This is a genomic window from Paraburkholderia polaris (assembly GCF_012927345.1).
GTDB lineage: Bacteria > Pseudomonadota > Gammaproteobacteria > Burkholderiales > Burkholderiaceae > Paraburkholderia > Paraburkholderia polaris.
Genome location: NZ_JABBGJ010000003.1, coordinates 269,151 through 292,168, shown reverse-complemented (window position 1 = coordinate 292,168; position 23,018 = coordinate 269,151). Strand labels below are relative to the sequence as shown.

20 protein-coding genes are annotated in these 23,018 nt (G+C 59.9%); 7 read left to right on the top strand and 13 right to left on the bottom strand.

The genetic code is table 11. The features are described from left to right. Window positions 1-263: 263 nt before the first annotated feature. Window positions 264-1,448 (top strand): CaiB/BaiF CoA transferase family protein, encoded by a 1,185-nt coding sequence (locus HHL24_RS03865; protein ID WP_169484067.1) that lies wholly within the window; start codon window positions 264-266, stop codon window positions 1,446-1,448. A 69-nt stretch (window positions 1,449-1,517) separates the two neighbouring features. On the opposite strand, the gene HHL24_RS03860 is transcribed toward HHL24_RS03865, so the two are convergent. The 7 genes from HHL24_RS03860 to HHL24_RS03830 all read right to left on the bottom strand — a co-directional run bounded on the left by HHL24_RS03860 (window position 1,518) and on the right by HHL24_RS03830 (window position 8,883). Beyond that, the gene (locus HHL24_RS03860; RefSeq protein WP_169484066.1) at window positions 1,518-2,306 is read right to left on the bottom strand and encodes an IclR family transcriptional regulator; all 789 of its coding nucleotides are present in this window, start codon (window positions 2,304-2,306) and stop codon (window positions 1,518-1,520) included. Window positions 2,307-2,313: 7 nt separating this feature from the next. Then, the gene (locus HHL24_RS03855) at window positions 2,314-3,189 is read right to left on the bottom strand and encodes an IclR family transcriptional regulator (protein WP_169484065.1); all 876 of its coding nucleotides are present in this window, start codon (window positions 3,187-3,189) and stop codon (window positions 2,314-2,316) included. A gap of 467 nt (window positions 3,190-3,656) precedes the next feature. Further along, window positions 3,657-4,799, bottom strand: a complete 1,143-nt coding sequence (locus HHL24_RS03850) for a CaiB/BaiF CoA transferase family protein (RefSeq protein WP_169484064.1) — start codon at window positions 4,797-4,799, stop codon at window positions 3,657-3,659. Between the two features lie 68 nt (window positions 4,800-4,867). Then, the gene (locus HHL24_RS03845) at window positions 4,868-6,112 is read right to left on the bottom strand and encodes a CaiB/BaiF CoA transferase family protein (RefSeq protein ID WP_169484063.1); all 1,245 of its coding nucleotides are present in this window, start codon (window positions 6,110-6,112) and stop codon (window positions 4,868-4,870) included. A 59-nt stretch (window positions 6,113-6,171) separates the two neighbouring features. Further along, window positions 6,172-7,362 carry an acyl-CoA dehydrogenase family protein gene (locus HHL24_RS03840; protein WP_169484062.1) on the bottom strand — a complete coding sequence of 397 codons (1,191 nt, stop codon included), beginning with the start codon at window positions 7,360-7,362 and terminating at the stop codon, window positions 6,172-6,174. Window positions 7,363-7,479: 117 nt separating this feature from the next. Next, window positions 7,480-7,935 (bottom strand): MaoC family dehydratase, encoded by a 456-nt coding sequence (locus HHL24_RS03835; protein WP_169484061.1) that lies wholly within the window; start codon window positions 7,933-7,935, stop codon window positions 7,480-7,482. A 72-nt stretch (window positions 7,936-8,007) separates the two neighbouring features. Next, a complete protein-coding gene (locus HHL24_RS03830) occupies window positions 8,008-8,883 on the bottom strand; it encodes an HpcH/HpaI aldolase/citrate lyase family protein (RefSeq protein ID WP_169484059.1) in 876 nt (291 codons plus the stop codon). 291 nt (window positions 8,884-9,174) lie between these two features. On the opposite strand from HHL24_RS03830, the gene HHL24_RS03825 reads away from it, so the two are divergent. Then, window positions 9,175-10,086 carry an alpha/beta fold hydrolase gene (locus HHL24_RS03825; protein ID WP_169484098.1) on the top strand — a complete coding sequence of 304 codons (912 nt, stop codon included), beginning with the start codon at window positions 9,175-9,177 and terminating at the stop codon, window positions 10,084-10,086. An 8-nt stretch (window positions 10,087-10,094) separates the two neighbouring features. Here the strand turns inward: HHL24_RS03825 and HHL24_RS03820 are convergent, their stop codons facing one another. Next, window positions 10,095-10,712, bottom strand: a complete 618-nt coding sequence (locus tag HHL24_RS03820; RefSeq protein ID WP_169484058.1) for a TetR/AcrR family transcriptional regulator — start codon at window positions 10,710-10,712, stop codon at window positions 10,095-10,097. Window positions 10,713-11,264: 552 nt separating this feature from the next. Here HHL24_RS03820 and HHL24_RS03815 point away from each other — a divergent pair. Next, complete coding sequence (locus tag HHL24_RS03815; protein ID WP_169484057.1) at window positions 11,265-11,453, top strand: hypothetical protein; 189 nt, start codon at window positions 11,265-11,267, stop codon at window positions 11,451-11,453. Window positions 11,454-11,775: 322 nt separating this feature from the next. After that, entirely contained in the window at window positions 11,776-13,116 is a 1,341-nt protein-coding gene (locus HHL24_RS03810; protein WP_169484056.1) for an MFS transporter, read from the top strand. Window positions 13,117-13,247: 131 nt separating this feature from the next. Here HHL24_RS03810 and HHL24_RS03805 read toward each other — a convergent pair whose 3' ends face one another. The 3 genes from HHL24_RS03805 to HHL24_RS03795 all read right to left on the bottom strand — a co-directional run bounded on the left by HHL24_RS03805 (window position 13,248) and on the right by HHL24_RS03795 (window position 15,277). Continuing rightward, window positions 13,248-13,547: an enoyl-CoA hydratase-related protein gene (locus HHL24_RS03805; RefSeq protein WP_169484055.1), complete on the bottom strand. Its 300-nt coding sequence runs from the start codon at window positions 13,545-13,547 to the stop codon at window positions 13,248-13,250. Window positions 13,548-13,750: 203 nt separating this feature from the next. Next, on the bottom strand, window positions 13,751-14,098 hold the full coding sequence (locus HHL24_RS03800; RefSeq protein WP_169484054.1) for a BON domain-containing protein: 348 nt from the start codon (window positions 14,096-14,098) through the stop codon (window positions 13,751-13,753). A 114-nt stretch (window positions 14,099-14,212) separates the two neighbouring features. After that, window positions 14,213-15,277, bottom strand: a complete 1,065-nt coding sequence (locus tag HHL24_RS03795; protein ID WP_169484096.1) for a porin — start codon at window positions 15,275-15,277, stop codon at window positions 14,213-14,215. A gap of 822 nt (window positions 15,278-16,099) precedes the next feature. Here HHL24_RS03795 and HHL24_RS03790 point away from each other — a divergent pair. From HHL24_RS03790 to HHL24_RS03780, 3 genes are all read left to right on the top strand, one after another. Then, on the top strand, window positions 16,100-17,389 hold the full coding sequence (locus tag HHL24_RS03790; RefSeq protein WP_169484053.1) for an acetyl-CoA hydrolase/transferase family protein: 1,290 nt from the start codon (window positions 16,100-16,102) through the stop codon (window positions 17,387-17,389). Between the two features lie 55 nt (window positions 17,390-17,444). After that, a complete protein-coding gene (locus HHL24_RS03785; RefSeq protein WP_169484052.1) occupies window positions 17,445-18,572 on the top strand; it encodes a CaiB/BaiF CoA transferase family protein in 1,128 nt (375 codons plus the stop codon). Between the two features lie 242 nt (window positions 18,573-18,814). After that, window positions 18,815-19,825 carry a LysR family transcriptional regulator gene (locus HHL24_RS03780; protein WP_169484050.1) on the top strand — a complete coding sequence of 337 codons (1,011 nt, stop codon included), beginning with the start codon at window positions 18,815-18,817 and terminating at the stop codon, window positions 19,823-19,825. A gap of 674 nt (window positions 19,826-20,499) precedes the next feature. Here the strand turns inward: HHL24_RS03780 and guaA are convergent. Beyond that, window positions 20,500-22,083 (bottom strand): glutamine-hydrolyzing GMP synthase, encoded by a 1,584-nt coding sequence (gene guaA / locus HHL24_RS03775; RefSeq protein ID WP_169484048.1) that lies wholly within the window; start codon window positions 22,081-22,083, stop codon window positions 20,500-20,502. A gap of 203 nt (window positions 22,084-22,286) precedes the next feature. After that, window positions 22,287-23,015 carry a hypothetical protein gene (locus HHL24_RS03770; protein WP_169484047.1) on the bottom strand — a complete coding sequence of 243 codons (729 nt, stop codon included), beginning with the start codon at window positions 23,013-23,015 and terminating at the stop codon, window positions 22,287-22,289. Window positions 23,016-23,018 lie beyond the last annotated feature (3 nt).

Genomic DNA, 23,018 nt, shown 5'->3' with positions numbered 1-23,018 from the left:
CGAGATTTTCCATTCACGAAGTCGGTTTCGCCCATTGGAATCGCGCGCGACCGGCGTTCACGGAGCCAGCCCCGTGGATCGCGCATCGCCTTGCGCGGTTGGATATCCCGGTAACGCGTTGCGCACGACCGTTGATCTTCCGTTGTACGGAACACCACGCGTGATCGCGTTGACCGGACGGCCCGTCACCGTCCAGGATTGACGTCAATCCTTTGCGCGACGCCATCCGCGGCGAGCCGATATTCACAGTGGAAGAACGACTGATGCAAAAAGTACTTGAAGGAATTCGCGTGCTGGATTTCGGTCGCTATATTGCCGGGCCGTTTTGCGCAGCGCTGCTCGCCGACTACGGCGCCGAGGTCATCCGGATTGATCGCACCGGCGGAAGCGAAGACCGGTTCGTGATGCCGGTGACCGACACCGGCGAAGGCGCCTTCTTCCTGCAGTCCAATCGCAACAAGCGCTCGCTGACGCTCGATATCGACCGGCCCGAGGGACGCGAAGTGGCGCATCGACTCATTCGCACCGCGGACGTGGTGGTCGCCAATATGCCACCTAAAACGCTGAACAATCTCGGCCTCGACTACGAGACTTTGTGCACCATCAAGCCGGACATCATCCTGAGCGCATCGTCGGCGTTCGGCTCGCATGCCGACGCGGCGCACCGCGTCGGATTCGACGGCGTCGGCCAGGCGATGAGCGGCGCGGTCCACATGTCAGGCACCCCTGATAGTCCGACCAAGGCGATGGTGCCGGTCGTTGACTTCGCGACCGCGTTGTCCTGCGCGATGGGAACCATGATGGCGCTGTATGAGCGACGCACGAGCGGACGCGGCCAGATGGTCGAGGTGTCGCTGCTGCAGACGGCGTTGACCATTGCTAGCGGCGCACTGATTGAAGAATCGGTGCTCGGCCTGAACCGGCAGGCCACGGGGAATCGCAGCCCAAACTACGGTCCGTCCGACATCTTTCGCACAACCGACGGCTGGATCATCGCGCAAGTCATCGGTCAACCGCTGTTCAAGCGTTGGGCGGCCCTGATCGGCAGGCCCGAACTCCTCGACGACCCGCGTTTCAGCGACGATTTGCGCCGTGGCGAGCACGGTGAGGTACTAAGCGCGCTGATGGGAAAATGGTGTGCGACGCGTACACGCACCGAGGCGCTGGCCGCATTGGAGAAAGCCAAGATTCCGGGCGGACCGGTCTATTCGCCGCGCGAAACACTCGAAGATCCGCTGATCAAGGCATTGGGCGCCTTCAAGTGGCTTGACTATCCAGGGCTTTCTCGTGCCGCACCGATTGTGGAATCGCCGGCCACGCTATCGCGTACGCCGCCGTCGATCGAATCGCGGCCGCCGACGATCGGCGAACATACCGACGAAATACTCATCGAGACCGGCTACAGCCAGGCGCAGATCGATTCGCTTCGTGAACTGGGTGTCATCTGAGGCAATGCTTCTGGCAACACCCCTGAGTTCGAACAGGAAACGCAGCCGCGCCGGCACTCCCCGGACGGCTCAAGGTGTGCAGTCGACATCGTCAAGCAGTTCGGTCAGCGTTTGAGCGGCAGCCTTGAGCGCCGGCATAAACCGGCGGCGAATCTTCGCAACGTCAGGTTGCAACTCCACTGCGCCGCAACTTAGCGCCATCAAGGTACCTGAGCGCCCGAGCCGCAGCGGCAGCGCTATTCCAAAGGCGTTGCGCTGATATTCGCCGACGCATACGCATACCCCCGATTCCGCGAGGTCGTCGAAGGCCACTTCCATACTGCGCTGAACCAGCTTTGCATTCTCACCCGAGCCTTCGATGATCGCGCCCATTCGCGCGCGCCGTTCCATCGGCGGCAAACCAGATAAATAGGCACGGCCAGCCGCGGTCGATCCCATTGGTATCGACGAACCGACGCCGGTTCGCAGCGTCGCTATCTTCGTGCTGATTCCGCACGCGATATAAAGCATGTCGAGGTGATGCGCCACGGCGAGCGCCACACACACGTTGAGCTTGTCGGCCAGTTCCTGCAGAAAAGGATTGACGAGGCGTGTCACCGGATTGACTTCGAGATAGGCGTGCCCGATGCCGAGCGCGCCAGCGCCCAGTTCGAACTGGCGCCCACCGCCCGCCCTGCGCAGAAAACCGATGCGTATAAGGGTCGTTGTCAGCCGCGATACGGTTGCTTTCGGCAAGCCTGTCCGGCGCACCAGTTCAGCGTTGGACAGTGGAGCCCTATCCGCGTGAAACGCACGCAGTACTTCGAGTCCACGTTCCACAGTCAACGTGATGTCGGGTGACTCGTCGGCATTTTTCATGACCGCCTCAGTTTGCAAAAAGCGCCTGCTCCTGCAGGGACCGAGCCGTTGCAACGAGCCGCGGACCCAGTTCGCGTTCGACTCTCGCGCGTCCCATGCGCGCACTTCGCCCGATGCACGCCAGCGCGAGCGGCGCGTGATCCGGAACGACAAGCGGCGCGGCGACGATGGCAAGTTCGGGTTCCCATTCGCCGAGCGACGTGCAATAGCCGACGTTATGCACCTGCGAAATACCTTCGCTGATATTGCGGCGCAGTTGGGGCCAGTCGCGGCCCATTTTCCGTTCGATGTTACCAAGCAGATAGAAGCGTTCGAGCTCCGGCAATGCGGCGAGCAAGGCCCAGCCCATCGGGGACGACGCGATCCGCAGACGGGTGCCCGCATACAGCTTGAGATCCACTGCGGCCGGCTTGCTCGCACACGTCTCCAGCACGACCACGTCCAGGCGATCCCGGGTCGCGAGCACAATGAACGCCTCATTCGCATTGGCAAACGACTGCATTTCGAGGCGCGCCACGCGCTGCACCGTGGAATGCGCAATCGCAGCGTAGCCGAGCGACAGCGCCGCGGCAGTCAGGCGATATTTGCGTTGCTCCGGTGAGTAATGCAGATAGCCCACCGCCACCAGTGAGCGCAACATTCTCGACACGGTTGATGCAGGAATTCCCGTCTCGAAGACAATGTCCCGATTGCCGAGCCAAGGGGATGCCGGTGTGAACGCAGACAGAATAGAGAGGCTTCGGGCGAGCGGCATGACCATCGCAGGCGGACCGCCTTCACGCGTGGCCGTCTTCTCGCTATCGTCTGCGATCACGGCCAAGGTCGGTCCCGAACCTTTGGCTGACGGAACAAACCGAACAATGTTGCGCGTCTGCAAGGACATCGCTGACTCCGTCTTGCTTGAAAAGGACCACGACACCGGCGGCCCACACTATACGAACCACGCGAACCACGCCAACTACGCGAACGATGACCGTGTGACTTCGTGACCCGACGCCCGTGCTCGCCCGAACCCTTCCGACGCACTGCCATTAGCGAAGTTGCACCGGGCGGCGTCAACCACGCTCTCTGGAAGTGAACCGGACCCAACCGTACGCGTCGGGGAGCGTTAGGCCGTAGAGCCCGACGGCGTCGATTTCGACGCTGACTCTACGTGAAGTATTGGCAGCCCAGGCCATGGAGTCCGAGCGTGCCGCCGGGTGCGCTTGCCGAACGTCGGCCGCTTTATCCCACATCCGTTCAAGCATCATTTCAATTTCGCGGATCATGTCGGCTTGCCTTTGCGGCTTCTCCCGTGAAGTCTTCAAAATGCGGCTTCACCCAATGTAGAGCGTGGATTGCCATTTTTTGTTAGCTAAACGTTCCCACGGCAGCGAGTTCAGCAATCTCGCTATCCGAGAGCCAGTCGCCGAGCGCCGCGGACGCATTCTCCCGATTCGATTCGGCGGGCGGCACGGGCGTGGGTAATGTCGTGCGGGAAAAACGGGGTGCGGGCGCCGGCTGCATCACCCCGGCCACGTCCATATAAGTTGCGCGAGCTTTGATATGTGGATGTTCGTAGGCTTCCTTCAAATCCAGCACTGGCGCGACACAGGCGTCCGAACCCTCGAACAGTGCCAGCCACTCGGCCCGGGTTTTTTCCTTGAACTTCGACGCAAAGATTGACTTGTTCCTCTGCCAGTTACGTTGGTCCATCTGATTGCCCAGATCCGCTGGATTCAAACCGAGACGCTCGATCAATTGCACATAGAACTTCTGCTCGATGGGACCGATCGACACGTACTTGTCGTCGGCGCAGGCGTAGACCTGGTAAAAAGGCGCGCCTGAGTCAGTCAGGTTGGTGCCGCGTTCACCACTGAACATGCCGGCCTCGCGCAAGCCGACGAGGACTGTCATTAGCGACGCCACGCCGTCCACGATCGCGGCGTCCACCACCTGCCCCTTGCCCGACGTGCGAGCCTCAAGCACGCCCGCGAGGATCCCGAGTGCGAGATAGAGCGACCCGCCGGCATAGTCGCCGATCACATTGAGGGGAATCACCGGCGCCTCGCCGTGCTCGCCGATTGCGTTCAGCACGCCGGTGATCGAGATGTAGTTGATGTCATGACCGGCAGACTGCGCGAGCGGCCCGTCCTGTCCCCACCCTGTCACGCGCCCATACACCAGCTTCGGATTGCGCGCGAGGCAAATGTCCGGCCCTAGTCCTAGACGTTCGGTCACGCCAGGGCGAAAGCCTTCGATCAACGCATCCGCCTTGCCGATAAGATCCAGCACGAGCGCGATCCCCGCCGGATCCTTCAGGTCGACCCGGATCGACTTACGATTGCGTAGCGCCACGTCGAACTGAACCGGGCGCGGCAACCCAAGCCCGGACGGCTCCTTTCGATCCACACGGATCACGGTCGCCCCGAGATCGGCGAGCAGCATTGCTGCGACCGGTCCTGGGCCGATCCCCGCCAATTCGACAATACGTACCCCTGCTAACGGTCCCAATTTACTTCCCCTCGTTTTCAAAGCTGATATGAAATGTGGCGTGTCAACGGCGGTTTCGTCGCGTGTCGCTAGATAATCCCGGCAGCACGCAATGCTTCAATGTCGCGCTTCGAGAAATTAAGCAGGTCGCCGTAGATCTCCTCGTTCGCGGAACCGAGTTCGGTCGCCGGCTGGTCGAACTGGGCCGTGCTTTTCGAGAACCGAATGGGGAGGCCCATCCCAATTGCACCGATTGGTCCAAGCACGGGATGCTCCAGATTCATGACCGCACCACTTTCATGCAGGAGCGGATCGTTCAGCACCTCGTCGGGCCGACGCACGCGCGCGGACGGCACGCAACGCTTCTCCAGCAGTTCGTGTACGACCTCGTCCGAGGTTCGCTGCCGAGTCCATGCTTCGATGATCGCGTTCAATTCCGCGGCATGCTTGAGTCGCGGTCCACGGCTGCTGAAACGCGGGTCGTCCATCAGGTGCGGCTGGTCAAGCGCATCGAGCAAACCTCGCAACCAGTCTGGATGAAGCGCCGCGATAGACACGTACCCGTCCTTCGTTTGATAGACGCCGAACGGGACCAGACGGTCCTGAAAATTGCCCGTTCGCATGCGGTAGCCCGCTTTGGCAAACACGTCGAAATGTTCCTCAGCAACCCACGATGCGAGGCAATCGAGCATGGAAACCTTCACGAACTGGCCCTCGCCCGTCCGGCCGCGTTGAATCAACGCCGCGAGGACTCCATTCAGCGCGTAAAGCGGCGCCACCAGATCCGCGATAGGCAGACCACACCGCGTAGGCGGCCCGTCCGCGAAGCCGGTGACCTCCATGACACCGCTCAGGGCCTGCACGATGATGTCCATGCCCTTCAGACCGGGATAGGCGCTCGGCTCGCCCAGCGCCTTGATGGACGCGTAGATGATTTTAGGGTTGCGGCGCTGAACCTGGTCGTAGTCGATGCCAAGGCGCGCCGTCGCCCCTTCGCTCACATTTTCGATCAGCACGTCGCATTGTTCCGCGAGCTTCATGAAGATCTCGCGACCCCGTTCGCTTTTCAGGTCGAGGGTAATGCTCTTCTTGTTGCGCGCACGATTCAGGATGGTGAGCGAAACTTCATCGTCGGCCTTCGCGCCAAAATTGATACCGTCCTTGCCGACGAACGGCGGATTGGTACGCGCGATATCGCCGCCTCCCGGCGCCTCCACGCGAATGACTTCGGCCCCCATGCCACCCAGCACCATCGACGCGTAGGGTCCAGCGAGGGCGACCGTCAGGTCGAGGACCCGAATGCCTTCGAGCGGACGTGAATTCTGATCTGACATCTTTGTCTCCTGCCTCTACTTTGAAATGAGTGATAGCCCCCGCAGGGGCCAATCACCGTTCAGTAGGACTTGGGCAGGCCGAGGACCTTGTTGGAGACGAAGTTGAGCACCATCTCCTGCGAAATCGGCGCGAGGCGCAAGAGACGGACTTCACGCCAGAGCCTTTCGACGTGGTATTCCTTCGCGTAAGCGAAGCCGCCGTGGGTTTGCATGGCCTGGTCGGCGGCCCGGAATCCGGCATCGGCGCCCAGGAACTTCGCGGCATTTGCCTCGGCACCGCACGACTGATGGCTGTCGTAGAGCGCCGCTGCCCGAAGCGCCATGAGCTCGGCCGCTTCCAGCCGGATCCAGTTCTCCGCCAGCGGATGCGCGACCGCCTGGTTCTTGCCGATCGGACGATCGAAAATCACTCGCGAGTTCGCGTATTCGACCGCCAGATTCAAGGCCGCGCGCCCGATGCCGATCCCTTCCATCCCCACGACGATCCGCTCCGGATTCAAGCCGTCCAGCAGATAGTGGAAGCCACGTCCGACCTCACCGACCACATTCTCGTCGGCGACTTCGAGGCCGTCGATGAACACCTCGTTGGAATCCACCGCCGCGCGGCCCAGCTTGTCGATCACGCGCACGTCGCAATGCTTGCGATCGAGATCGGCAAAGAACAGCGTCATGCCGTCGAGCGGCCGCTTTTCATCGCGGGGCGAAGTGCGCGCCAGCAGCAGAATCTTCGTCGCATTCTGCGCGTTTGTCGTCCACACTTTCTGACCGTTGATGACCCAGCGGTCGCCCTTGCGTTCCGCCTTCGTGCGGATGCGGGACGTGTCCACGCCCGAAGTCGGCTCCGTCACGCCGAAGGCCATCAGCATTTCACCCTTCGCCATGGCCGGCAGACATCTGCGCTTGAGTTCCTCCGAGCCGTGCCGCATGATCGGCTGCGGCGGGAAAACGTAGAAATGAACGGCCGACGCGCCGCTCATGCCTGCGCCCGATGCACCGATCTCGTTCAGCATGATCGCGGCTTCACTCAGCCCCAGCCCCATGCCGCCGTACTCTTCCGGCGTCATGACACCCATCCAGCCAGCCTTCGCAAACGCGTTCACGAACTCCCAGGGATACTTTTCTTCCTTGTCGCAGGTACGCCAATACGCCAGATCGAAACGGCGTGCAAGGGTGCGTGCGGCCTCCCGCACATCCTTCAAATGCGACTCGCGCTCTTCTTTGGCATCGCCCACTACACTTGATTCACTCATGATTTCTCCAGCGGAATATAATTACGGATAACTTATTATTATCCAGTTAAATTTGGCAAAGTTTCACAGAAAAACTGAGGTCCTGGCCTTCTTGCCGCTCGCGTTCCCTCGTATGTTCTATTGCTTCGGGCGCACCAACATCAGGCCGACGCGCACCGCTTCGCAGACGATTTCGTCACGCTGATTCAAGGCGACGTGCTTGAACGTCACGATGCCCGAGTCGTTGCGGCTCTTCGAGAGCCGTGAGTTAACGATCTCCGTTCGCACGCGGATCGTATCGCCGTGGAAGGTCGGTTTCGGGAAAGTGATCTCCTTGAAGCCCAGGTTGCCGAGCGTCGTGCCGAGCGTCGTCTCAGCCACCGTCACACCCGCCACCAGCGCGAGCAGGAACATGCTATTGACGAGGCGCTGACCGTAGATGGAGCTCTTGCTGTATTCGGCGTCGATGTGCAGCGGTGCGCAGTTGTACGTCATCGCAGAAAACAGGACGTTGTCGGTCTCAGTCACGGTTCGGCGAATTGCGTGATCAATTACAAGTCCTTCCTCGCAATCTTCGAAGTAAAGTCCAGCCATGATGCATCTCCTGAATAGTGACTTGGCGGCCCCGAACGGGGGACCGTTGCTGAATGAAGTTCCTGCCGCCGGTCAGCCGTTAAAGGTTTGCGCCAGTGCGATGATTTCCCGGGCAGTTTTCACATGAGCGATGTCGATGTGCTCGCCGTCATAGATCGTCGAAGCGCGTCCTTCCGCCTCGGCCTTCTCGAGTGCGGCAATCATGCCCTCGTAGTAGGCCACCTGTTCGGTGGAAGGGCTGTAGACCTCGTTGACGGCCGCCACGTTCGACGGATGCAGCACCAGTTCGCCCGTCATGCCCAAGGCCCGATCGAGTTGCGCCGATTTCTTCAAACCCTCGACGTCATGCACCTGCTGCCACACGCCGCCAATGGGCAACTTGCCGGCAGCGCGCGCGGCCATGACGGCACGCGACTTGAAATACAGGCTTTCTCGCCCATCCGGCGACCATACATAGCCGAGCGCGCGGGCCACGTCGGCGTTTTTTGCCGTCGCGCCGCACAGTGCCGCGACCCGGTCTCGCTGCGCGATCTCGTAAGCGAACTCCAGCGCGCGAGCCGTCTCCAGTAGCGGAATCACGCGCGTCGTGCCGACCGGCAGCCCGTTGCGATATTCGGCCTCAGCCAGCATCATCGACGCGCAGTCCACATCCTCCGGCCCGCAAGGCTTCGAGATCACGATTCCTTCCACGTGCGGCCCGACGACGGCGAGCATGTCCTCGAAGTCATACAGGTGCGGGCTGCGGTTGATCCGCACGAACACGCGCTGCTTTTGCTCTGCAAGCCACGCGAGTTTCGACTGAACAATGCCGCGCGCTTCCACCTTCAGTTCCGCCGGCACGCTGTCTTCCAGATCGAGAATCAGTGCGTCGGCCTTGGCGGCGACCACCTTCTCCATCCAGCTCGGCTTATTCCCGGGTACGAACAGGAAGGATCGAATGGGTTTCATCGGACAAGCACTCATACAAGGTCACCCTTTTCTCATCGTTGACTAATTTACCTTACTAGCGTTAGGTAGTTTGGTCGCTAGCAGTATCGCCTACAAGCAGTGTTAACCCGATCCGACGATCGGCGCGATGATTGGCACACGACCCGGAATCGTTACATGACCTGAGTGACGTCCGAAGTACGGAACATCAATGTGCGAGATATTGACGTGCTAACGGCTGGGAGGGATGCTCGGCAAGGACGTGCCGTGCGTGCCGAGTACGGCCCGTATTACCTTATTGATGAGGAAAAGATGGACGCAGGAGAACGCCTTCCTGGAACACCGATCCCAATGCATGTATGGATCGGCGCGGATGGAGTCAAACTTGCGGGAGACTCCTGGGGCGATCCAGATGGACAGCTGGTCGTCCTGTTGCACGGCGGCGGCCAAACCCGCCACGCATGGGGCGAAACCGGCGAGCGTCTTGGCGCCGGCGGCTATTTTGCGGTGGCCTTCGACGCGAGAGGTCACGGCGATTCCGACTGGTGCCCGGACGGGAACTACAGTCAGAACGCGATGGTAAGCGATCTGAACTGCGTCCTCACAGCGCTCGGCGGACGGCAGCCCGTGCTCGTCGGCGCGTCCATGGGCGGCTGCACCAGCCTCGTCGCGGTAGGTGAGGACAGTGTCGACGCTCGCGCGCTGATCCTGGTCGACATCGTGCCGCATACCGAACCTGCGGGCGTGGCCCGCATCCAGACCTTCATGCAACAGATGCCAGAAGGCTTCGCATCACTCGACGAAGTCGCCGATGCGATCACCCGGTACCGATTGCAGCAGACGCGCCCCCGAAGTCTCGATGGACTTGCCAAGAATGTGCGCCTCGGGAAGGACGGCAAATTCCGCTGGCATTGGGATCCCCGCTTCATCGGACACCAGCACGACCGGGACCGTCGCCATGCGCGCCTGTCGGCGTGCGCACGGGGCTTGACACTACCTACGCTGCTCGTGCGTGGCGGCAATTCCGATGTGGTCAGCGAAGCGGGTGTCGAAGAGTTTCTCGGACTGTGTCCGCGGGCCGAGTATGTGAACGTCAGTGAGGCAGGTCATATGGTGGCCGGTGACCGCAACGATGTATTCGGCCGTGCAGCGATTGATTTTCTGCTGCGCCATGTACGAACCGGCGGAATGCCGGACAGCTTCCCCGCCAGATCGGAACAGTAACGCGAGCCTCAGGACGACGCAGCATCCACGGCGCGACGCGATACTTTGCGTGCCTTCGCGGCCGGCTTGACCCCGTCGAAAAACATGCCGCAGATCTGCTCCGCGACTTGATCCAGGGACCCCTTTCGAGGATTGAACCAGCCTTGCACAGAATTGATGCACCCGAGCAGGAACACACGGCACAAGGCGATGTCGACGTCGGCACGCAGCATGCCTTCCGTCCGCAGACCCTCGAGCAGTTGGGTCCAGAGCCGCTGATTCTGCTCATGACGCTTCACCTGACCCTCGCGCGCCTTATCGGGCAATTGGGCAAGCAGTCTTCCATGCGCCAGCGCATAGTCGCCGAACTTGATCAGCGCGCTCATCTGCCCAAGCACCGCCGCCTTGAACCGCGTCTCCGCGGATGCGGACGGCGGCAGTGCGTCCAGATGTTCCTGGATATGCTGCACGATGCTATCCCCGCCGTGTGCAACGACAACCTCCACCAGTTCTTCTTTCGAAGAAAAATGGTAATAGATGCTCGCGGCCTCAATGCCGGCCTGGTCCGCGAGGGAACGCATCGTCGTCGCGGTGTATCCCTGCGTGACGAACGAGCGGGCGGCCAGTTGCAAAAGGGTCTCCCGCATATCCACGTTCGAATTGACGTTTCGCTTGCCCACGTGTGTCTTCGCTCTCTGAAATAAAAACGGTCACCATCACGCCGCGCGGAGCGCGTGACTCTGGCCTTTGATTGCCCCGAGTCGACTCGAAAGAGCCGTGATTGATGTAGTCCAGACCCGGGGCGCCCTTCGCGACGGCCGGCGCATTTTGCCTCGCGCTTTGCGGCGCGGCTTGAGCCTCTGACTACGGTTTCTTTATTCGGCTTATGCGCGCGGCCGCAGCGCTTTGTGCTTGAAAGATTATCCTATTTCGGTCCCGCAAGCTAGCCGATGGAGGCCACCGCCGAGGGCCGCCCGGCATTGAATGCCGGATCCTTCCAGATAGTTGTGTTCCAGTGCACGGAGTCAAAGCATGGACACCCTCCACAACACCCCACAGCAGGCATCACGCGCGCGGAGTTGCATCATCGCCAGATCGACATGGCGAATAGCTGCGCGCGCTAATCAGCGCTATGCATCGGCCCCGGCTGAAACAACCAGGCGGGCAAGCTCTTGCCGTCGTATGACACGTGCGCGCATTTGAAAGAACTCCTCGGCCGGCTTGCCAACATCGTCTTTCCGACCATGATCGCGCAGCGCCCCAACGTGCCCAATACGGTTGATAGCGCTGGAAAGCCGGTCGAGATCGTTAGCTGCTACGCGTACGGGGCTTCGCACGACCTGGTGAAGCTCTGTGGTCCGCCTACCATCGCTGACCGCAGCGCGTGAATGCGCGTGTTCTTCAACGACAGCAACACGATAAATTACCGCCGACATTAAGACGGCATCCTTATCATTTTTCCGACACCTATTCGTTCAGTGTCGGATCTACTTTCAGGCTGTTTCATTGAAGCGTGAAGATGCTCCAGGGCTAACACCCATGGCTTGAGTTTTTTTCTCATCTCACACTACCTAACATTAGTATGGTTGAAATTGAGCATCGAATAGCACTGAAATCAGATCAATCCAAATCTTGCGAAAGCCTGGAGAAATGATGAGAAACCCGACGCACGCCGCGGTTCCAGAGGATGGCCGCCAGGAAGGACCGCCAATGTCTCGATCCACCGGTGCGATCCGCCTGGATAGCGCAGGATCGTGGTACGCCCTCGCCGCTCTTGCGCTGTCGTACTCGCTGGCTTACATCGATCGCCAGTTGCTTAATCTGCTCGTCGACCCGATCCGGCATTCGCTGGCGATCTCCGACACGCAATTGAGCCTGGTCCAGGGCATCGCCTTCGTCTCCGCCTACCTGCTCGCAGCACCGATATTCGGACGTCTCGTCGACGTCACCAACCGACGCAACATTCTCGTGGTCGGCATCTGTCTGTGGAGCATCTGTACAGCACTCTGCGGACGCGCGGATACCTATCTCGAATTGTTCGTCGCCCGTTTCGGCGTTGGCGCAAGCGAAGCCTGCGTCTTTCCGGTCGCATGCTCACTCATTGCCGACCTGTTCAGCGCCCGACGCGCCCCTCGGGCCCTGAGCATCTTCGCGCTCGGGCCGTTGCTGGGCGGCGGCTTCTCGCTCCTTGCGGGCGGCTTCGTCATTACCTTCGCGAGCAATATGCGCGCGCAATTCCCGATTCTGGCTACGCTCGCCACATGGCAACTGGCCTTCGTGATGATCGGTCTGCCGGGGCTTCTGCTTGGGGCAATACTGTTCCTGACGGTACGCGAACCGGCTCGCAGCCACACGCTGGGGTCGACGGTAAATGACCGGCATTACACGGTCCGCGAAGCCGCCTCGTTTATCTGGCAACGCCGCGGATTTTATGGCCGTATCTATATCGGCCTCGGCATGCTCGGCATCGTGCTGCTCGGCATGCCCGCCTGGCTTCCTGCCTATCTGATCCGCGTTCACGGCGTTGCGCCCGCGATGGTCGGCTTCCGCTTTGGGTTGCTGGTGGTCACGTTTGGCGCAGCCGGCGTACTCACCGGACCGTGGGTTGCACGGGCATTCGAAAAGCGCGGCTACGAAGACGCGGCGTTGCGCGTAGCGGGTTATTCGATGATCGGCATACTCGTTTTCTGCACAGCCATTCCGTTCGCGCCGGGCTCGCTCGGGGTGCTCGCAGCCAGCGCAGGGGCGGTCTTCTTTTTCAGCTTGCCCACCGGTGTCATGGCTGCGGCGATGCAACTTGCCTCGCCTAGCCGCATGCGTGGCGCGGTGGGCGCGCTCTACACTTTCTTTGGACAACTGATTGGCTTCAGCCTTGGACCGACATCCATTGCACTCGTCACCGACAAAGTGTTCCACGATCCCAAGGCACTGGGCTATTCGATCGCCATCGTTTGCGCCATCGCTTCCGTGGCGGCTGCGTGGCTGATGTTCACGGCGCTGCCCCATTACCGCAGAAGACTCGATGAAGAGCGGTTGGCGAACGCGTCCTGAGCGGTGTCGGCTGAAACATCGAGATGTCGGCCACGCCTTACGTAATTCGTTATTCAGCGCGTGCCAGTTCCGGTGCGCGGCCGACAGTGCCCAATTAGCAAGCCGGGGCGCGGCGGGCGCAACGTGATCTCTTACTGCCGCGCCTGGTTTGAAGGGTCGTCGAGCAGACTAGCAGCCTGGGAGGCGACAGAGATATCTGCCAGCAGAGCCGCAACAAGGCCCGCGCCGACCACCGATCCATGAATCGTCGACACGGTCGGCTTCGAGCAGTCGCGCCACGCGCGGGCAAGTTCATTATGCCCGCTCGCATCAAGCGCGTTGAGCTTCTCCCGACGATTTAGCGTAACCCGCAATACGCCCTTAGCGGGGGCGATTGAAAGCAAACTCGAATAGGCGTCGGATACCAACGTATCCTTTACGTTGTCCGACATTGTTTTATTTATTTATGCCTCTTTCACGCACCATGCTCAAGACCACACCGTGCCGGGTAGACGCATTGACTGCGTTGGACACTTGATCAGTTCCGTGCAGAGTTGGGATGCAGTACGATCCATCGAGCGCCCGGTTCCTCCGGGCCGCTTTCGCAAGCTGGTGAATCCGGGCAATCCGGTATGAGGCACGAACTTGGCGGTTCTTATGGACCGACCGCACTAACGGTCAGCCGGTTCACCACGGACGTGACGCCCGCGACACCACCGGCTATCTTTGTGGCGAGGTCGATCTGACCAGACTCTGGCACGGTACCTTGCAAGGTGATCGCGCCGCCTTGCGCCCGGACGAGGATGTTCGCAACGCTAAGCCCTTTTGATCTGGAGAGCGCGCGGCGCACATTTTTCTGTAAAGCACGATTGGCCGTCTTGCTACTTACCGCCGACGTAGAAGCGGGCGCGGACGCCGCTTCTCCGTTCTGCGCCATTGCACCAAAAGATCCAGCGAGAATGAGCACACCGACTACAAGCCTGGCCAGCTGAATTTGTTTCATTGGATTTTTTCCCGTTAAGAATTGCTACGAGCCCGTCCTGGATCAGCACGATGGTCCGCCTGATGTCTAATCGCAGGCGCCTGCTGCATGACCGCCCAGGTGACCGTCCGCGGCCTAAAACTTGTGAACGATTCCAAGCGAGGCACCCATCGTCGTACCTTTCACCCCTTCCTGTGCACCGTCGCGATCCAGACCGTAGACATCAGCACCATGGTTATTCACGACACCGATCTGCGCATACAGCGAGGTAGTCTTCGAAAGAAAATACGTCGTACCCAATGCCCACGTCATGGAATGATTGTTTGAGTCGTGAGGGTCCCGTACGATCCAGACACCGGAATTTATATCGAGTTCAGGCAACGCGAAATAGTCGAAACCGATGTTCCATACATTACTATCCCCTCCGCTTGTAACGCCATCAACTACCATCTGTGGGCCTTTATAGTTGGTAAACGAAGCCTTAACATTGACAGTGGCGAAGCGATACGCCACCCCAACTGTTCGCCCCTCAAACGGTTGCGTAAAAAAGCTGCCGTTGACGGCGGCGTCATTACTATTGCTTTCGTCGTCAACAGCGGCGTTGACCATTAGGCCACCGTACTCATACTTGAGGCTGGCCGAGTATTGACGCCCGGCGTGAAAGTCTCCGGCCACGCCGCCAAGGACATACATGGCGCTGGCGGTTAGGCCTGCGATCTTGGGGCTGGTATAGCTAATCGCATTCGAATTGAACGTTCCAGAAAACGTGTTGTTAGCGTACACGGTGATTGCGCTGCCGAATTGCGCCATGCTTCGCGGGTCGGAGTCGAATAGCGCCAGAATGAAAGGAGAATATTGCACGCCGGCTTTCACTTCGCCGTAGTTACTCCAAAGCGAAACCCATGCCTGTCGGCCAAACAGGTTTTCGTTGGAATTATCAAAGCCACCGTTGGCAAGGCTGATCCCGCTTTCAAGCTTGAATTTCGCCTTCATCCCGCCACCGAGATCTTCCTGACCCTGCATACCGAACACTGACGGCTCCATTGCGCTACTGATCAGCTCCGCCTGCTTCCCCGAATTCTGACCCGTTGCTACGTCAAGGGACTTGTTCGTATACAGGAAACCCATATCCAGCGTTCCATAGAGCGTGACGCTACCCTGTGCCCACGCCGCAGCGGGAAAGAGCAATGTACCAACCATTACCGCACTCCATTTCACCTTTTTTTCACCTGCTTCTCGAAACAACATCTTTGTCTCCCTCCTGAAATATTAATATGTATTACTTAAGAACTACGACGCTCAACGAGATATCTTTGTGAAAAAATTGACGTGACTTGATCGTGGAGATCAGCCCATGGCCTTGAGGCTATGCAAAGCACCCTACATGGGGCGCTGCCTGCTATCGCCCGCTAAACTTACTAACGTTAGGTAGTTTTAGCAGCGAAGAAAAAACACGCCATGCGTGTTAGCCCTTACCAATTTCACTTAACTAGTAAACCTATATTTACAAAATGAAAAATAAGATATGTTTTGCATGCCAATCGTTCTGACGACGATTTACCGCATCGCAGCAAATTTGCCACATCGAAACGGACGGCGAATGACGGCATCGGAGCTATCGACTACGGGGTGTTTAGCCACGATGCAGTTGTACCGAGTCTCCGTCAACGTACGTTGAAAAACAGTTCCGTACTTTGAAACGATTGTGAAAAGCCTGGCGGCGCATGGTGGAATGCGCCGGGCGATCTCCTCGACGCCCTTCCCCGTCGCATCGGGCCAGAACCGGATTCCCTGGGGAAATCGCCTGGAGACGAAGGATGGCGGATTCGACTTTTCGATAATGAAACCGCCGATTCGTGGTCGGCAAACCAGACAAGCAAGCTTGTTTTCAGTTTCCAACTCGCGAAGCGACACTTCTCAACACACAAATTGAACGCTTGTGGACCTCTCCCTAGTATCTGAAGTACACGATCCGCTTCCCAGTGCGGGAGCGATGCGCCTTTAGCCACTGGGAGAGAAAAAATGATTGTTTGCAGCAGCGTCGACACGCTGGATCTGTCGGCCTTGATTCGCGCAGGCGACGCCGTCGTCTGTAGCCAGGGACTTGCTGAACCCGTCACGCTGACGCGGGCATTGGTCGCACAACGAAAAACGATTGGTCCGATCAGTCTTTTCATCGGCCCGACGTACAGCGACAGTTTCAAAGCCGGGCATGGCGATTCGATCGCGTTCAAGAGCTATTGCGGCACGGCACGCAATGCGCCGCTTCAGGCTGCCGGGGTGCTCGATGTCGTGCCCGCGCATTACTCCGATCTGCCGCGTCTTTTCGCGCGAGGCATCTTTCCGGCTGACGTTGTCCTCCTGACGCTGAGCGAACCCGACGAGCACGGCCGATTCAACCTGGGGCTGGTCAACGATTACGTCATCGACGCAGCGCGGCGTGCGCGGGTCGTCATCGCAGAGATCAGCGATCGGCTGCCGTGGGTCCATGGCGCTGAGTTACCCGACGACATCCAGCCGCACGTAGTCGTGCGCACTTCGCGCGATCCGATCTACATGCCACGCAAAGAACCCGGCGACGCCAGCCAGCAAGATCGCGCCATCGCCCAGTTAGTCGCATCGCTGATCCCGGATGGCGCGACGCTCGAGCTTGGGATCGGCACATTGCCCGATCTGGTACTGCATGCGCTGCATGACCATCGCGATATCGGAATCCACTCAGGGGTATTGGGCGACGGCGTTGCGGACCTGATGGAGCGCGGCGTGATCAACAACGCTCGCAAGTTAAATTTTCGTGGCGTAAGCGTTGCGGGGTTGTTAATGGGCAGCCGGCGGCTGCTGGATTTTGCGCACCGGAACAGCAGCGTGTTCCTCGCCGCGCCGAGCGAAACTCACGATATCGGCGTACTGCGCGCGATCCCGCATTTCATTGCTATCAACGGCGCAATCGAGGTCGACCTAACCGGTCAGGTGAACGCCGAGAGCGTGGACGGCAAATACGTTGGCGCGGTGGGAGGCCAGGTCGACTTCGTGCGAGGCGCGAACAATTCACCTGGTGGCCGCTCGATCATGTTGCTGCCGTCCACTGCTCGCAACGGCACCGTCAGCCGCATCGTTTTTCGCCTGCACGGCTCAGTCGTCACCACTCCACGCAGCGATGTCGACATCGTCGTTACCGAATGGGGCATCGCCGAACTGCGTGGAAAGAGTTTGAGAGAGCGCGCCGCCGCTCTTACCGCGATCGCCCATCCTGACTTCCGTGAACAACTCGGGCGGCAAGTTCACGAGACGGGCGCGTTGCAGATGAGCTGACCAAGACCCGTCAGTTCAACGATAAGTTCAACGATAACTACGTGGAGACAAGGCTATGGCAAGTGTTCTGCAGGGCGTCAAGGTGGTCGATCAGGGCACGTTCATCACGGGTCCCGCCGCCGGCATGCTGCTCGGCGATCTCGGCGCCGACGTGATCAAGGTCGAGCAACCGGGCAGCGGTGATCCGTTTCGAGCTTTCAAGGGTGGGCTATACAGCCCACACTTTCAGGCGTGCAATCGAAATAAGCGCAGCGTTACGCTCGATACGAAACTGCCGGCGGACCTGGAGAAGTTCGACGCGCTGATTCGCGATGCGGACGTGTACATTCAGAACTTCCGGCCGGGCGTGGCCGAGCGGCTCAACGCAGGCGCCGAGCGCCTGCAGGCAATCAATCCACGTCTGATCTATTGCTCGATCAGCGGCTTCGGGCCAACCGGCCCGTCAGCTCAGCGGCCCGCCTACGACGGTGTGGCGCAAGCCGCAAGCGGATTGCTCAGTCTGCTTATCACCCCCGAGAATCCACGCGTAGTCGGCCCTGCACTCGCCGATTCTCTGACCGCGTTCTACGCGACATATGGAATACTCGGCGCGCTTTACGAGCGCGAGCGAACTGCCCGTGGCCGCAAAGTCGAACTGTCGATGCTGGAGGCCATGACTCACTTCAATCTCGACGCCTTCACCCACTTCTACCAGGCGGGCGAAATCGTCGGGCCTTACACTCGACCGAGCGTGTCGCAAACCTACGCGCTCAAGTGCGCCGACGGTAAATGGATCGCGTTGCATATGTCGTCGCCGGAAAAGTTTTGGGTCGGTCTTGCGAATGTGATCGAGCGTCCCACGCTGCTGCAAGACCCACGCTTCGACAGCCGCGAAGGACGCATTGCCAATCAGGCAATTCTCGCCGGTGTGTTAGCCGATGTCTTCGTCCGTTTCGACCGTGCCGAATGGTGCACACGCCTCGAAAAAGCGGATGTGCCACATTCACCGATGTACGACGCAAGCGACGCACTCGAAGATCCCCAGGCGAAGCATATGGAACTGTTGATCAAGGCGCGACACCAGACGATGGGCGATTTCCGAACCGTACGTTGCCCAGTCAGCTACGACGGGGAGCGCTCGACTCACGTTCGTCCCCCTCCCCTACTGGGCGAACACAATACAGAGATTCTTGAGCGTCCCTGACAATAGGCTTGCGGTAAGCCGCGACACACCGTGCACGGAAGAACACGAGGTGTCGCTCTTTCGCATCCCGCTTGCCTTCTCGCGCCACGACACCCTGGCGGCGTTTCAGTGTTTGCCCAATGCGCACACGCGCCGGCCGCAGGCGGCTCTAGCACGTATACCCGCCATTGACCCTGAATGCCGCAACGTGGTAGCTTTTTCAGCTACCGACCACAACAATAAAAGGTCACCCAGGAGGCGCAATGAACGGGCTCAGCATTCACAATCTGGTGAGGAAAGTCGATCTCTTCACCTTGAAGCTCTTTCTCACGGCGATCGAAGAAGGCCAGATCGGGCGAGCCGCGGTGCGCGAGCACATTGCACCGTCAGCCGCCACCAAGCGCATCCAGGATCTGGAAGATCTCGCTGGGCTCAAACTATTGGACCGCAGCCCGAAAGGCGTCGTGCCGAGCTCGGCAGGCGAAGTATTTGCGCGGCACATCCGGATGATGCTCGCCAATCTCGACGACATGCGTCGCGAGATCGGTGAATTCAGCGAAGGTATCCGTGGCCATGTCGCCGTCTGCGCCCCGCGCCTGATGATCACGGAATTTCTGGGTAACGAGATCGGCGATTTCACCCGGCGCTTCCCGCTGGTCAACGTCGAGGTACTGGAGGATAGCAACGCGAATGCGGTGCGGGCGGTCGCCGCGGGCGACGTCGATCTGTCCGTGTTCGTTGCAAACAACGAGTTGCCCTGCGACACACTCGACATTGTCGAATATCGGCCCGACCGGCTGGTCGCCGTGCTGCCGCCGAATCACCCGCTAAGCGGCCGCAGCAGTCTGGCGCTCGACGAACTGCTCGATCTCGACTTCGTGGCGCATCACACAACGGTCATCACGGGCATTCAACGGGCGGCGCTTGGGATCGGCCGGGAACTTCATGTGAAATACAGCGTGAATACGGTTGAGTCCGCACGCAGCCTCGTTAGAGCGGGCCTGGGCATTACCGTGCAACCTGGATGCATGCTGTCCGTAGAAGACCAGGCACAACTCGCTACGGTGCCGCTCGCCGGCGATTGGGCCAGACTCAGCCATTGCATCGGGACGCTGCATGGCCGTTCGTTGACGGCCGCCGCAAAGGCGCTAATCGAACAACTAACGCATCATGCGTCGGTATTGCACGATACGCAGACAGCAGACGATGCCGAGCCGCGGCCGTATTCAGCCGCGGACCTTGACCGCGCATCGACGAACCCGCTTGCGCATTGAACCGATCACACAAGAGGTCCAACCGCCGCATCGTATAAAAACAGGCCGAAAAATCGCCGGCTTGCTCACCGAAACATACAGGCCGACACCACTCGAAATGAGGTGAGTTGATGCTGCAGCCGTACTTTAGGTGATCCATCAATTTCTTGCGCGCTAATGCAGGTGAAATTCCTTCCCGGCATAGCGGCCAATCGTCAGCGTCTCTCGGCGCCCATTGATGCGCTCGTCGTATCAAAAGTAGATGTTGCCCGCTGGGACACCGTGACGTACCTGCCGTCACGGTCGGCGATCTTATACATCGCCGTGCGGGCCTAAGGTTGCTTAGCGTGAATTCGGCGAGCATGGTGTCGTTCTCATGGTGGGGACAGGTAATTGACTGTCACCGACCACGAAATTTACAGACACATGGTCACCCGCGCGGAGTCGGGCTCCTTGGCCGAACGTCTCTGACGTGTCCAAAATTGGGCTGAAGGTAATCCATCAAGGATCATTACGCTCCATACCGTGCGTTTTACAGACACCAGCTACCGTCTCTGGTACCGTAGAGTTTGCCCGGCTTCCAACGGAATCGTCAAAAATACGCCTAAAATCAATAACTTGCAGACAGACAAATTCTGAAGTGATAATCGCATCCGTGACGTACACCGTTGATTTTATTCAGGAAATTCCCACCCCTATTCCCACTCGATCGTCGCCGGCGGCTTCCCAGAGATGTCGTACACCACCCGGTTGATCCCGCGCACTTCATTAATGATGCGGTTCGACACATGCCCCAGCAACTCGTGCGGCAGATGCGCCCAATGCGCGGTCATGAAGTCCAGCGTCTGCACAGCGCGCAGCGCAACGACGTACTCATAGGTGCGGCCGTCGCCCATCACACCAACGCTCTTCACCGGCAGGAACACCGCGAACGCCTGGCTCGTCAGGTCGTACCAGGACTTGCCGGTTTCCTTGTCGATAAAGGTGCGCAGCGTCTCGATGAAAATCGCGTCCGCGCGACGCAACAGATCGGCGAAATCGCGGCGCACTTCGCCGAGAATCCGCACACCGAGACCCGGGCCCGGGAACGGGTGGCGATACACCATTGCCGGCGGCAAACCGAGCTTCACGCCGAGTTCGCGCACTTCGTCCTTGAACAGTTCGCGCAGCGGCTCGAGCAGCTTCAGATTCAGCGTCTCAGGCAGGCCGCCCACGTTGTGGTGGCTCTTGATGGTTTGCGTCGCCTTCTTGCCCTTGCCGGCCGATTCGATCACGTCCGGATAGATCGTGCCTTGCGCGAGCCACTTCGCATCGGTCAGCTTGTTGGCTTCGGTCTGGAACACTTCGACGAATTCCGCACCGATGATCTTGCGCTTCGCTTCCGGATCGGTCACGCCGGCCAGCTTCGACAGGAACACTTCGCTCGCGTCGACGTGGATCACCTTCACGCCGAGGTGATCGGCGAAAGTGGCCATCACCTGCTCGGCTTCGTTCAAACGCAAGAGGCCGTGATCGACGAACACGCAGGTCAGCTGATCACCGATCGCGCGATGCAAGAGCGCCGCCGCCACCGACGAATCCACGCCGCCCGACAAGCCCAGAATCACATGCTCGTTACCCACCTGCTCGCGAATCTTCGCGACGGCTTCGTCGATGTAGTGGCCCATTTCCCAGTCGGGATTCGCACCGCAAATCTGCAGCACGAAACGTTCGAGCATCGCGCGGCCTTGCACGGTGTGCGTCACTTCCGGGTGCCATTGCAGGCCGTAGAAATGGCGCTGTTCGTCGGCCATCGCCGCGATCGGGCACGATTCCGTCGACGCCATCAGCTGGAAGCCCTGCGGCATTTCGAGCACCTTGTCGCCGTGGCTCATCCACACCTTCAGCATGCCGTGACCTTCCGGTGTGGTGAAGTCGCTGATGCCTTCGAGCAGGCTCGTATGGTTGCGCGCGCGCACTTCGGCATAGCCGAACTCACGTAGGTGGCCGATATCGACCTTGCCGCCGAGTTGCTCGGCCATCGCCTGCATGCCGTAGCAAATGCCCAGCACAGGCACGCCGAGTTCGAACACCGCCTGCGGGACACGCGGCGCATCCGTTTCGGTCACCGAACTCGGGCCGCCGGAGAGAATCACGCCCTTGGGCGCGAAGTCGCGAATGAACGACGCGTCGACGTCGTGGGGATGAATTTCCGAATACACGTTGGCTTCGCGAACGCGACGTGCAATCAGTTGGGTGACTTGCGAACCGAAGTCGAGGATCAGGATCTTGTCATGCATGGCAGCGGACGGAGTCAAAAGTGAACGGATACGGGATGCCGCGCATGACGCGCGGCGTTGAATTCAAAGCAGTCCACATGGGGACGATCGAGCATGAAACGTAACGATGAAGCGCGCTGGACCAGCGGACGCCGCAGGCACTCACCTGCGCCGCGCACGAACGGAATCCGGTAGCTTCGGCAGGCGTTCTGGCGCTCGGCGCCTCAACCATGAAACGGCGGCCGGGGCGCACCAGGCGCATCGGCGGCGGAGTTACGGGCGTCGTCGCGGGCGGCTGCAGCCTCGACCCGCGCGGCGCGTTCAGACGCCGTCAGGCCCGGTTCGTCGACCGACGGGTAGGCCGGCGCTGCCGAAACAGGACTCAGAGGCCGCGTGACCGGCATAACAGGCTCGACTACCGGCTCGGCGTGATAGACCGGGAAGCCCGCCGTCACACGACCGGAGTCGCGTTTGTTGGCAGCATCTCTGGCGGCGTCTTTCACGGCCTGCTTTTCGGCGCGCTCGGCGGCAGCAACTTCAACCAGCCGCACCTTTTCACGCCGCCGCACCGCGCCCGAGAGGCGCACACCGCCCAGGCCGATCACCAGCAGCACCACACCGGTCAGCACTGCGATGATCTGCCCGAAGCCGGTCAGCGCCGGCGTATGCAGCCCGAGCAGCCAGATCAGCATCAGCACGCCGGTCAGCCAGTTCACATGGCCGACGACCTTGGCAACCGTCGACGTGAGCGAACCGTCGATCGACGCGTGCAAAGCAAGCCACGCGAGACCGATCAGCGCCACGCCAAACCCTTGGCCGACCAGAGCCGGCTGGGTTTGCACCAACAGCAGCGCGTTGTACAACGAAGTCCAGGGCGTCAGCAGAAATAGCAGGCCGAACGCAAGCAGCAACAACGCATCGAGGATGAGTACAGCGCGCAGCAATGGCTTCATTGG